Annotated in this window: 9 protein-coding genes and 1 pseudogene; 4 read left to right on the top strand and 6 right to left on the bottom strand. The window is 51.2% G+C overall.

The genetic code is table 11. The features are described from left to right. Positions 1–39 precede the first annotated feature (39 nt). Positions 40–708 (bottom strand): Type 1 glutamine amidotransferase-like domain-containing protein, encoded by a 669-nt coding sequence (locus D3P07_RS12590; protein WP_119800559.1) that lies wholly within the window; start codon positions 706–708, stop codon positions 40–42. A 115-nt stretch (positions 709–823) separates the two neighbouring features. Here D3P07_RS12590 and D3P07_RS12585 point away from each other — a divergent pair. Beyond that, positions 824–1,587: pseudogene (locus D3P07_RS12585) on the top strand (IS3 family transposase); the annotation flags it as partial. Between the two features lie 64 nt (positions 1,588–1,651). Here the strand turns inward: D3P07_RS12585 and thrC are convergent. Continuing rightward, positions 1,652–3,052: a threonine synthase gene (thrC, locus tag D3P07_RS12580; protein WP_119800558.1), complete on the bottom strand. Its 1,401-nt coding sequence runs from the start codon at positions 3,050–3,052 to the stop codon at positions 1,652–1,654. Positions 3,053–3,319: 267 nt separating this feature from the next. On the opposite strand from thrC, the gene D3P07_RS12575 reads away from it, so the two are divergent. From D3P07_RS12575 to D3P07_RS12565, 3 genes are read left to right on the top strand one after another with little or no spacing between them, the layout of a single operon-like run. Beyond that, complete coding sequence (locus D3P07_RS12575) at positions 3,320–3,934, top strand: DUF4358 domain-containing protein (RefSeq protein ID WP_259391470.1); 615 nt, start codon at positions 3,320–3,322, stop codon at positions 3,932–3,934. Positions 3,935–3,948: 14 nt separating this feature from the next. Beyond that, entirely contained in the window at positions 3,949–5,343 is a 1,395-nt protein-coding gene (locus tag D3P07_RS12570) for an MBOAT family O-acyltransferase (RefSeq protein ID WP_119800557.1), read from the top strand. Positions 5,344–5,364: 21 nt separating this feature from the next. Further along, complete coding sequence (locus D3P07_RS12565) at positions 5,365–6,519, top strand: DHHW family protein (RefSeq protein WP_119800556.1); 1,155 nt, start codon at positions 5,365–5,367, stop codon at positions 6,517–6,519. Positions 6,520–7,072: 553 nt separating this feature from the next. On the opposite strand, the gene D3P07_RS12560 is transcribed toward D3P07_RS12565, so the two are convergent. The 4 genes from D3P07_RS12560 to D3P07_RS12545 are packed head-to-tail and all read right to left on the bottom strand — an operon-like array spanning position 7,073 to position 11,819. Then, positions 7,073–7,951 carry a DUF72 domain-containing protein gene (locus D3P07_RS12560; RefSeq protein ID WP_119800555.1) on the bottom strand — a complete coding sequence of 293 codons (879 nt, stop codon included), beginning with the start codon at positions 7,949–7,951 and terminating at the stop codon, positions 7,073–7,075. A gap of 9 nt (positions 7,952–7,960) precedes the next feature. Next, complete coding sequence (locus D3P07_RS12555) at positions 7,961–8,422, bottom strand: MEKHLA domain-containing protein (protein ID WP_119800554.1); 462 nt, start codon at positions 8,420–8,422, stop codon at positions 7,961–7,963. Between the two features lie 59 nt (positions 8,423–8,481). Continuing rightward, complete coding sequence (locus D3P07_RS12550) at positions 8,482–10,239, bottom strand: sensor histidine kinase (RefSeq protein ID WP_119800553.1); 1,758 nt, start codon at positions 10,237–10,239, stop codon at positions 8,482–8,484. 26 nt (positions 10,240–10,265) lie between these two features. Next, positions 10,266–11,819: a response regulator gene (locus D3P07_RS12545; RefSeq protein ID WP_119800552.1), complete on the bottom strand. Its 1,554-nt coding sequence runs from the start codon at positions 11,817–11,819 to the stop codon at positions 10,266–10,268. Between the last annotated feature and the right edge of the window lie 59 nt (positions 11,820–11,878).

The following is an 11,878-nucleotide window of genomic DNA, read 5'->3' as shown; positions in this document are numbered from 1 at the left end:
TAACTTTTGGGGGTCACTTCAATTAAACTATCGTTTTCATTAGTTTTTTTGTAACACTCTCATTGTTTCGTTTGGCAACAATATCTTCTTATGACCACTATCAAATACAGTGACCCCATCAAATCCTACGACACAGACGACAGTACCATCGAATGTTATACCTGACCGTTCAGGGATTGCAAGAATAGGGTATTCATAACTCGCAATCAACCTGTCATGCTCTTCGACATAATGGCACCAGATTGCATAGTCACCGATAAGTCCAAGCCCACTTGTATCATGTAATCCCACGTCGTTAGAGTCCATAGCTGAGCAAGTGGAAATATCTTTTCCAAGCACTATCGCTCCCGCACTCCCACCATAAATCGTACCGCCGTCGATAACGAATTGCTTAAGGGCATTATCAAAACCAGTTTTTCGTAACTTGTCCAGTAATTTGTATGTGTTCCCACCACCGATATAAACCGCATCAAACGTCTGTAATTCAGCGGTGAAATTTGGATTTAAGTCGTCCCACATAACGATTTCTCTGATACCAAGAGGGTTAAATATGCTGTTTATCCAAACACTACACTCCTCATACGTTGGCGAAACTCCATCCATTGCAATCGGCAAATAAACCAATCGTTTGCCACCGAAGTGTTGTGCGAATTTTTTATCAATCCATACTGAATCATTATCGTCGCCACCACCAGCTAAATAAAGCACACATTACTCCTCCTTTTATACATTACTGTACTAACCCTTTCAATTTGAACTTAAACGCCCATTCGTTCATGAGATATAAGTAGTAAGTCGAAGTTTGGTATTTGTGTCCGTTACTGTGAACAGGCAAGAGTATTACTACATAATGGGTACGTTCGATCGTCTTGACAAAGATATGGACCTCAAATCGCAAATCAAAGCGATATTTCACGAACACAAAGGTCAATACGGATATCGTAGGATTAGGGATGAGCTTCGAAATAAGGAGATCATAGTCAACCATAAAAAAGTAAGACGCCTTATGCAAGAGCTTGGCCTAACGTGCAACGTGCGTATGAAAAATATCGTTCGTAAAAGGGTTCAGTCGGCAAGATTGCCCCGAACATCCTGGATCGAAACTTCAAGGCAGCAAGGCCAAACGAGAAGTGGGTAACGGATATTACGGAGTTCAAGTTATTTGGTGAAAAGCTATATTTATCGCCTATGCTTGACTTATTTAACGGAGAGATCATAACGTACACCTTACATTCGCGTCCCGTTTATTCTCTTATCTCCGATATGCTGGATCAAGCTCTGGAGCGTAAGAAAGACGAGGACAACCTATTGATTCATTCCGATCAGGGATGGCATTATCAAATGCAGAAACGAGGCATCACTCAAAGCATGTCACGCAAAGGAAATTGTTATGACAATGCAATAATAGAGAATTTCTTTGGCATTTTAAAATCCGAGTTTTTATACACGCAAACATTTGAAGACACTGAGCATTTTAAAGCGGAGCTCGAACAGTACATCCACTACTATAATCATAAACGGATTAAGTCCAAGCTAAAGGGCATGAGCCCGGTACAGTACCGAACACATGCCCTACAGGCTGCCTAAATAAATATTGTCTAACTTTTGGGGGTCACTTCAATACCGACGGCTCTTGTTACCCTAACGGATATTACGCGTTATAAAATTTCTCCAATTGCTCCACGATTTGCTCCAGCTTGCCGTCCACCTGCACTTGCTTCTGCGGCTTGTCGAACAGTGAAGCAATCTCTTGCGGGTACGACTGCTCGATTCCGCATAGGCGGATCGCTTCGTCGAACTTCGCAGGGTGAGCCGTTGCAAGTGAGATGCTGATCTCGCCTTCCTCCGCGCATTCGCGTACAGCTGCAACGCCGCAAGCGGAATGCGGATCAAGCAAATAATCGTATTTAGTCTTGTAATCGGCAATCGTGTCCAGACACTCCTGGCCCACTACGCCATGCGCTGCAAATTCAGACTGTACCTTACGCAGCGCTTCCTCGGAGATGGAGATCTCTCCCTCTGCCTTGAACTGTGCCATAAGGCGGTCGATCTGCTCCGGATCTTCGCCGAGTACATAATACAAATAACGCTCGAAGTTACTCGCTACTTGAATATCCATGGACGGGCTGTATGTGACGCGGAAATCGCCAGGCATATACACGCCTTCTTGAATGAAACGCTCCAAAATATTGTTTTCGTTCGTCGCCAGAATCAGCTTGCCGACCGGCAGACCCATGCGCTTCGCGAGATAACCGGCGAAGATATCGCCGAAGTTGCCTGTCGGCACGCTGAAGTTCACTTTCCCGATCTCGCCGCCGTTTGCCTTCGCCACTTGGAAGTACGCATAGAAGTAATAGACCGTCTGCGCCATAATGCGCACAAAGTTGATGGAATTGATCGCTGCCAGATGGTTGGCCGACTTATAATCCAGATCGGCGAACAGCTCCTTGATCATGCGCTGGCAGTCGTCGAAGTTGCCTTCAACCGACAGGTTAAGCACATTGTCGTCCTGAACCGTCGTCATCTGAAGCTCCTGCACCTTGCTAACTTTGCCGTCCGGATGCAGGATGCAGATCTTGATGCCGTCCTTGCCGCGCACCCCTTGGATCGCCGAAGCACCGGTATCGCCAGAGGTTGCGCCCAGAATATGAATTTTCTTGCCTTGCTTCGCCGCCACATAGGAATAGAATTGGCCCATGAATTGCAGAGCAATATCTTTGAACGCGAAGGTCGGACCATGGAACAGCTCCAGCAGGTACAAGCCGTCATGAAGGCGGCGCACCGGCGTTACTTCAGGATCGCGAAACGTAGAGTAGCTGGCCTCCACCATCGCCTTCAGGTCCGCTTCCGGAATTTCGTTATTCGTGTAATATGAGAAAATCTCCAGGACAAGCTCCTGATAGCTTAACTCCTGCCATGCCTTGAGCGTCTCTGCCGAAATCTGCGGGATTTCGCTAGGCACCAGCAAGCCTCCGTCATCAGCAAGCCCCATCATAAAAGCATCAATGAATCCGATTTTGCCTACCTTGCCTCTTGTACTGATGTACTCCATTTTGTCCTTCCTCCTACATGCCGCCGCTTTAACGCGTGGAATAGCTCTTTTATGCATTTTATCATCGTTTGCTCTGAAAATCGAATACGTATTTTCATTTAGGCGATTTATTTTTGCCTGCGCCTTCGAGGGTGCACCATTACTGCGGAAAAGTGTTTCAGCAGTTATTCCCAGCCGAAGCATGAGTGCAACATTATCACAACGCCTGTCGTTTGTACCAATGTGAGTTCACAAACAAACCAGATACACACCAAGGAGATGGATAATATGAAAAAAAGAGTACTTCAATTATTGATGGTCGTAGCTATGGGCGTTGCCCTGACAGCATGCGGAGGAAACAATACCGATAAAAACGTCAATGCCGGCAACGGATCAAATACATCGCAAGACGGCAGCAACACAGGCTCCAATTCGGGCGGAGAAACCGACCCGGGTGACGATGCGAATAAGGAAGATGAAGGTGCAGGAGACGGTGCAGGAGAAGGCGCTGCAGCAGCCGATTCGGCAAAAGGCATTGTGGATGCGATCCTGAACAAAGTGGAACAGCCTGCTCAGGCGCCGATTGAAGGCGATATGGTGAAGGACCTGTATCACCTGGACCCGTCAATTTTGGCGGACTACTCCATTATGACGCCGCTTATGAACGTGAAGACGAATGAGGTAGCTGTGCTGAGGGTGAAGGATGCCAAAGATGTCGCGACTGTGGAAGAAGCGGTCAAGAAGCGCGCTGCTGACGTTCAGAAGCAATTCGAAACGTACCTGCAGGATCAATACGAGAACGCCAAAAACTTTCAAGTTGTGAAAAAAGGCGACTACGTGCTGTTTGTCATTTCGGAATCGGCTGACGATATCGTATCCGAATTCAACACGCTCGTGAAGTAATACCGGACTAGGCGATGGTATTCAGCAGCCTGTTATTCCTGTTTATCTTTTTGCCAGCGGTATTGCTCGTCTATCATCTCTCCCCTAAACGAATCCGGAATGTCATTCTGCTCATCGCAAGCCTGATCTTCTATGCTTGGGGTGAGCCGATTTACATTGCGCTCATGTTGTTCTCGACATGTACGGATTATGTCTTCGGCCTGTTACTGGACGGGGAGAAGAGGAGCGAAGCGTCAAGAAAGTGGATCCTGACGGCATCCATTATTGTGAACCTGGGCGTGCTCGGTTTTTTCAAATATGCCGATTTCCTGATCGGGAATGTGAACGCGCTGCTCGGCACAAGCATACCGCCGACAGACCTACCGCTTCCGATCGGCATCTCGTTCTATACGTTTCAGTCCATGTCCTACATCATTGACGTCTACCGCCGCACCTCGAAGGCACAGCGCAATTGGCTGGACTTCGCCGCCTTTGTCGCCCTGTTCCCGCAGCTGGTAGCCGGACCGATTGTTCGCTACAACACGATTGCGGAGCAACTGCGAGAGAGATTCGTGAACAATGAGATGTTCGCAGAGGGTGTGCGCCGGTTCACGATCGGCCTTGCCAAGAAAGTGCTGCTGGCGAACAATATCGGCATGCTGTGGAATGAGATCTCGGCCGGACATCTGAATACGATGCCCGTGTTGACCGCTTGGCTTGGCATTATCGCCTTTGCATTCCAGATTTACTTCGACTTCAGCGGCTATTCCGATATGGCGATCGGCCTAGGACTGATGTTCGGCTTTCGGTTCAACGAAAACTTCAACAAGCCGTATACGGCGCAAAGCATTACGGATTTCTGGCGCAGATGGCATATCTCGCTTGGAACCTGGTTCCGGGAATATGTCTATATTCCGCTGGGCGGCAACAGGCGCGGGCTGACCATCCAGCTTCGCAACATCCTGATTGTATGGGCGCTGACCGGCATCTGGCATGGCGCCAGCTGGAACTTCCTGTTCTGGGGATTGTACTTCGGCCTCGTGCTGATGATCGAGAAATGGTTTGCGCTGGAGCTATTGTCGAAGCTGCCGCGATGGATACGACACAGCTACGCGTTGTTATTGATTTTGATCGGCTGGGTATTTTTCGCCTTCGATAAGCTGCCGGATATGACCGCCTACTTTGGCGCGATGTTTGGAGTTAGCGGCAGCCCGATCTGGGACCAGCAGACGATTTATTTGCTCTACACAAACGCTATACTGCTGCTGTTGCTTTTCGTCGCATCGATGCAGAGGCCGCGAGGCGTCCGGGCAGGCGGCACGCTGCTCCATCCCGCCGTTGCACTCGTCTGGCATGGTGTGTTGTTCCTTGTATCGGTCGCTTATTTGGTGGACGCAACCTTTAACCCGTTTCTGTATTTCCGGTTCTAGCCGAGAGGGAGTTCGCTGCTTATGAAGAAAGTTATTGACCGGGTCTATACCTGGGGATTTGTATCGCTGCTGGGCATCATGTCCGCGTTGTTTTTCCTTCTGCCGAAGTCGGTGTTCTCCGAGACGGAGAACCGGAATTTGCAGGAAGCGCCGAAGCTGACTTGGGAGCGGCTCTGGTCGAAGCAATTCTCGGATGACGCCGAGCTGTTCGTCACCGACCACTTCCCGTTTCGCTCCGACTGGGTCAAGACAAAATCGATGATGGAGCAGCTCAGGCTGCAGAAGGAAAACAACGGTATCTATTTGGGGAAAGACGGTTATTTGTTCGAAAAATTTGGGGAGCCGAACTTCGAGGAGCTTGGCAACTATGCAGACGCGATTAAGCAGTTCGCCGCCAATCATCCCGGTGCCGCTGTGAAGCTCTTGCTGTCGCCGAACTCGGTAGGCGTCTACCCGGAGCGCTTGCCGTGGCAGGCTGCCGCATACCCGCAAGGCATTGTGCATGACTTTATTGCGGATCGGATCGGGAATGAAGTGACGTTTCTGAATGGATTTGACCTCTTTAAGGGAGAGAGTCGTTCAGAGGATAGCCGCGGGCTCTTTTATAAAACGGATCATCACTGGACTTCATACGGCGCCTATCTCGCTTACAAAGCGTATGCCTCGGACATGAGCTGGACGCCTATGACGGAAGATGAGTTCGATATTCGCACGGTAACGGATTCGTTCCTCGGCAGCTATCATACGCGAGGGCAATTCGGATCGGCCAAGCCGGACTCTATTGAGGTGTATGAACCGAAAAACAAGGTGCATTCGGAGATGTATATTGCCGATACGGATACGACGAAGGACAGCTTGTACGATGAGAGCTACCTTGCGAAGAAAGACAAATACGGCTACTTCCAGGGCGGCGTGCATGCCCTCGTAACCGTAACTACAGACCTTGCACCTGAGCAAGTCGATCTGGATAAGCTGCTCATTGTGAAAGACTCATATGCGCACAGCATGCTGCCGTTTCTGACGAACCATGTGAAGGAAATCCATATGATCGATATCCGGTTCTACAACGGCAATATCGGCGACTATATGGAGCAGAACGGCATCGACGATGCGCTGATGTTGTTCAATACCTCTACCTTTGTAGAAGAGAGAGGTTTGCTGAAGTTGAAATATTAGCATGAGGGCAAATAAACGATTGATATAGCTTCGAAGGGGGCGCTGCGCGCGGGATTGTTCTTCCGATCGCTGTTGTAGACGGATTCTTCTGATTATCCTAACCCTCATTAGGTAAGAATCCGTCTACAAAGGCGAACACTTCGTTTCTCCAGAACATTCCCGCGCTCCGCTTGTCTGCGACAGCACAGTTCAGTAACTGATACGCTTGTTCAAGCTCTGATGCAAGATTTCATAAACCAATTCATATAAACTAATGCTTCAAACAGTACCAACTGCTCGCGACCGGCGGAGGGGGTCATCTGGCTCCCTTCCGCCCGGTCTTTTTTGATCCACTATCGCCATCATCGTCTTGGCGTGGACTGCAGATGGCTAGCCGCCATGACCGCTGCGCGCGGGATTGTTCTTCCGATCGCTGTTGTAGACGGATTCTTCTGATTTCCCTAACTCGCATTGGGTAAGAATCCGTCTACAAAGGCGAACACTTCGTTTCTCCAGAACATTCCCGCACTCCGCTCCCTCCCGTGCTGCAAAATCTTCAGAGCCAAGCATCACATCAAAACAGTTCCAACTGCTCCGGACCAGGCGGAGGGGAGTAGAAAGGCTCCCTTCCATCCGGTCTGTTTTGTCCCAGCATCGTCATCATCGTCTTGGCGTTGCCTGCGGCATGTCCGCCGGAGTTGTTGTTGAAGATGACCGCGATGTCGCGGCTCTGTTCAAGCAAGCTCTCCAGCTTGTCCCTCCATTCCGAAAGCTCCGCGTCGGAGTAATGGTACAGATAGCGCACCTCCCGCCAGTTCGGGCCGCCGCCGTTGTTCCAGTTCGCCGCGTTGCGTCCGTGGAATCGGACAATGGACGTGTCTTTGTCCGTCGCCTCCAGTATGGTCGGGATGCTACCAATGCCTGCCTGGGGCTCGTCGCAGATGCTGTGAATCCAGCCTTCCTCCCGCATGAATTCAAGCGTCCGCTCCTTCATCCCCGGCTCGAACCAGCTCTGATGCCGGAATTCCAGCGCGCATGGAATACCCTCCATTCTGCGCTTCATCTCGCGCAGCTGTCTAACCTTGGCGCTGGTGCAATCGAACCAGGGCGGATATTGGAACAGCGCCGCGGTCAGCCTGCCGCTAGCCAGCACCGGCACAAGCATCCGGCGGAAGGCTTCAGCCATCTCGTCGGGATCATCCTTTGCAGCCGCCGGGCCGCGCTGATGGCCCGTCATGCCCTGATACGCCTTGACGACGAACTGCAAGGTGTCCGGCGTCCCGTTCACCCATGCAGCGAATCGCTCCTGCGGCTGTATCGCATAGAAGGTGCTGTCCACCTCCACCACCGGAAAGTGGCTGCCGTATACATTCAGCTTCTCGCCCGGCTTCGTGCCCTCCGGGTACAGGGAGTCATGGTCACCCCAGCCTGCAAGCCCAATCTGTATGCTCATCGCCGCCTCCTACAATCGCCGGTAATCGGAGAATGCGGCTGCTTGTCCTCTATATGTACCGTCTCCATCAACCAAATTCCATACAGTAGCATTCATAATATAGAATCGTTTGCCCGTGCTGGATATCCGGACACCGGTATATTCATCTACATAGCCATCAGCCGTTACCTGGCTCATGAACCGCGCCCGCTCCTCCCGCTCCAGCGGCTCGGCGGTCAAGCGCGACGGCGTGCTGGTGAACGTCTCCCAATCCATCTCCCATAGCTGCAAGGCCATGCAATTGCCATAGTTCAGCACAGGGTCCTTCTCCGTATCATGCGACAGAATAACGATGGACGATTCCTCGATGGCTTTCGCCTCATCTTCACCCGGCTTAAGCTGGAGCAGCTCTTTCCCCGTCATGCGGCGGTAGCTCTCCAGTATCAGCCGCGCATGCGCTGCTCGAGTGCCCAATCCTCTAATTTCATCCATTGCGCCTTCCTCCATTTCCCTGTATCTTTCTTTCATCATGAAGGAAGGGCGTGCGCTTTTCAAGCCGTCTCGTCTTGTCTACTGAGCGGAACAGTGATGCGGACCGACGTCCCGCCGCCGTATACGCTTCCGATCGTAACGCCATATTGCTGTCCGTAGTGCAGCTTGATCCGGTCGTCGACGTTGCGAATCCCGTATCCGATCCGGGTGTCGTCATCGGACCAAATGCTGCTTACTTTCTCCGCCTTCATCCCGATGCCGTCGTCGACGATAAGGAAGACAAGCTGGCCCTGCTCTACATTGGCACATACCTTGATATGGATACGGGGCTGATAGAGAGCATGCTCCAGCACATTTTCGATAAAGGGCTGCAGGATCAGCTTAACCGTCCGATAACCGTATACTTCGGCGCTAATGTCGAACATGACGTTCAAGCGGCTGCCGTATTTGATCTGCTGGATAGCAATATAGGCTTGCGCCTGCTCGATCTCCAACTGCGCCGGGATAATAAATTTGCCGTTGTTCAGCGTCAACCGGTAAAACTTCGCCAGCCCCATCACCATCTGGTCCAGCTTGCCGATCTCGCCCAGCTTGCCTAGCCTGCTGATCGAGGATAACGTGTTATACAGGAAATGCGGGTTGATCTGAGCCTGAAGCGCCTTCAGCTCTGCGCCTTTCTTCTCCATCTGCACGACATATACTTCCTTGATCAGCGTGTTGATATAACCGCCCATCTCGTTGAATGCTTCGGCGATATAATAGAATTCATCGTTGCCGCTATATTGAATCCGCTTGTTGAATCGGCCTTCCCGGAACGCATTAAGCGATTGAATGATTTTCGATATGCGCACGGTCAAAAACTTCGATACAACCAAGCTGATAACCGCCAGCATAATAAAGCTGCCGATGCAGATTAGAATCGTCATCAGCTTCACTTTGCCAATCTGCTTCTCCAATTGCTCATCCGGGACGAGAGCGACCAGCGTCCAGTCAATATCCGGGAGCTGCTGCCGGATGGACAAGTTGCCCTTCTCCCAATCCGGATTCCACTTTTTCAGCAGCGGATAGTCTTGCTTGTTAGGCGCCGAGGCATAGATGACCTCGTTCCACTCGTCCAGCACAATGACGGCGCTATTCTCGCCAAGCTTTTCGTAATGCACGCCGCTCAGCAGCTGATTGATTTTGGTCACGACCCGGATGAAGCCGATCTGATTGCGGTTTTGATAATCGTATACGCGTCTCATTAACGACAGGTTGCCTACGATACGGTCCTCTTCTACCTGCAGCCAGTATTGAGACTGGTCAATCTCCCCATCATCCACGCTTGGCAGCGTGCTGTACCAATATTTGTCCTTAATTCGGCTCAAATGGAGCAGCTCGAACGTTTCCATCCGTTGCAGCGGATCGGCGCCCGGCATATGCAGCGCGTACATTTCCGGGAACTCCTCATTGCTGATATAGAACCGCAGCAGCGCTTGATGCGGCGTCAGATTGACCGCATTTTGCAGCTTCGGTTCGATGGATTTGATCGTCGTATTGTAGATGGCCCAGCCATTGTTCCTTAATCTCAAATCCTCTTGCAGCGCGTAGTCCCAATAGATTTGATCCGATGTGCGGCTGAGCAGTTGAAAGCGATACATCACATTTTCCTTCGTCTGCTGCAGCGTTCCCTCAATGGAGGAAGCCGCTTGTTCTCTGATCGACTTGACCGAAGTCGTATAGGCGTAATACCCGATGATCATGACCGGAATCAGAGCCATCATCAAGTAGGAGACCATTAGTTTATATCCGAACGGCAGCATCGGCTTCTTCTTCACGGCATATGCCTCCTCGCGCAAAGATATTAGAGATGCTTGCGGTATTCGCCCGGCGTCATCCCGGTATAGTCCTTGAACTGCTTGCCGAAGTGGGCAAGCGTGCCGGAGCCTACCCGGTCGGCCACTTCATACACCTTCATGCCCGTATCGGCCAGCAGCCGTTTGGCCAGCTCCATGCGCCCCCGCATCAGATAATCGCTGAACAGCTCGCCCGTCTCCTCCTTAAAAAGATGGCCCAAATAATTAGGAGAAAACGAAAAGGCCTGCGCGACCTCCTTGAGCGAAATGCTCTCCCCCAGCCGCTGATCGATATAGCTTTGGATTTGGCCGATCAGCTTGACGTTTTTCCGCTGCCTCTTATTGTGAAGTTGCTCGGACAGCTCGAAGATTTTGCGCCTTAGCCAGAAGTGAATATCGTCGATCGTCTCGAAGTCGAACAGCTTGTCGAGCGCAAATCCGTTCTGGTCAGTTAACAAGCTTTCATTCAAGCTATTCAAATAAGCGTCAAGCCGGCTGATGACAAAAAAGGAATAGTTGCGCACCGCCGACGGGTTTTTAATATTTTTGACCTGCTGGAACAGCTCCTCCATACAATCAACGATTCGAACAAGCTCATATTGCGTCATCGCCGCGAACAAGGCATCTACCGTTGCCTGGATATTCAGCGCGCTCTCCTGCGCTTCTTCCTTAGTTGCCGAATAGGCGATGATTTTCCCTTTCCCCTGGAACATCTTCATGGCAAGCGCCTTGCCGGCTTCTTCATAAGACAAATGAAGCTGCTCGAGCTCATCTACCGGCTGCCCCAACCCAATCGTCAAAGTTGCGTGATGGCTTGCAGACAGCTCCTCTATCATCCGCTCCAAGATTATCATCCCATGCGATTCTTCCATTACGACAGCAAGCCGCCGAGCGGACAGGCGGCAGTACATCTCCATCCCGTTCCTTGAGCATAGCGACGTGAGCGCAACCAGCTGCTCCGCCTGAGCCGCTTCCGAATATTGATTTTCTGTACGCCAATCCTTGTCCTCCATCTCGATGATTGCCGCTCTCAGACGGCCAACCTGTACGCCGAGGCGGAACTGCGCCATCAGTTCGATGACCGCATCCCGGTCAGGCGTCCCTTCCAGGCAACGCTCCAGCAGCTCGTTCTTCAAATACACCATCGACTGCTGAATGGACTGCTCGCGCTGCTGCTGGCGATTCTCCCCGTCGAGAGCGGAACGGACCGATTGCAGCGCCCCCAGCAGCTCGTCGTCATTAATCGGCTTCAGGACATACCCGCTCGCCTTCATCGATAACGCTTGCTTCGCATATTGGAAGTCCTCGTATCCGCTGATGAACAGGATTTTCAGATTGGGATGAAGCCGTTGGGCTTTGCTCGCCAGCTCCAGACCGGACATGATCGGCATTCGAATATCCGACACCAGAATATCGGCCTCGTTCTCCTCCAAGTAATGCAGAGCTGAGAATCCGTCCGGACAAGCGGCTTTTACCTCCATATGGAGCTCCTTCCATGGCACAAGCTTCTGAATGCCGGTCAGCTCCAGCTCCTCGTCATCTACTAGCACGACTCTGTACATTAACTCTCCCGCCTTTCGAACAGAATGGGACAAAAAAGCCCAAGAAGAGGATATACGTC

The organism is Paenibacillus sp. 1011MAR3C5, from assembly GCF_003591485.1.
Lineage (GTDB): Bacteria > Bacillota > Bacilli > Paenibacillales > Paenibacillaceae > Pristimantibacillus.
Note: the sequence above shows the minus strand (reverse complement) of the source record. Positions and strands in the feature narration are given on the sequence as shown.

Bases quoted from the DNA above. Each gene is read 5' to 3' on its own strand.
- thrC (WP_119800558.1), bottom strand. From the start codon at position 3,052: ATGGAGTACATCAGTACAAGAGGCAAGGTAGGCAAAATCGGATTCATT.
- D3P07_RS12575 (WP_259391470.1), top strand. From the start codon at position 3,320: ATGAAAAAAAGAGTACTTCAATTATTGATGGTCGTAGCTATGGGCGTT.
- D3P07_RS12570 (WP_119800557.1), top strand. From the start codon at position 3,949: ATGGTATTCAGCAGCCTGTTATTCCTGTTTATCTTTTTGCCAGCGGTA.
- D3P07_RS12565 (WP_119800556.1), top strand. From the start codon at position 5,365: ATGAAGAAAGTTATTGACCGGGTCTATACCTGGGGATTTGTATCGCTG.
- D3P07_RS12560 (WP_119800555.1), bottom strand. From the start codon at position 7,951: ATGAGCATACAGATTGGGCTTGCAGGCTGGGGTGACCATGACTCCCTG.
- D3P07_RS12555 (WP_119800554.1), bottom strand. From the start codon at position 8,422: ATGGATGAAATTAGAGGATTGGGCACTCGAGCAGCGCATGCGCGGCTG.
- D3P07_RS12545 (WP_119800552.1), bottom strand. From the start codon at position 11,819: ATGTACAGAGTCGTGCTAGTAGATGACGAGGAGCTGGAGCTGACCGGC.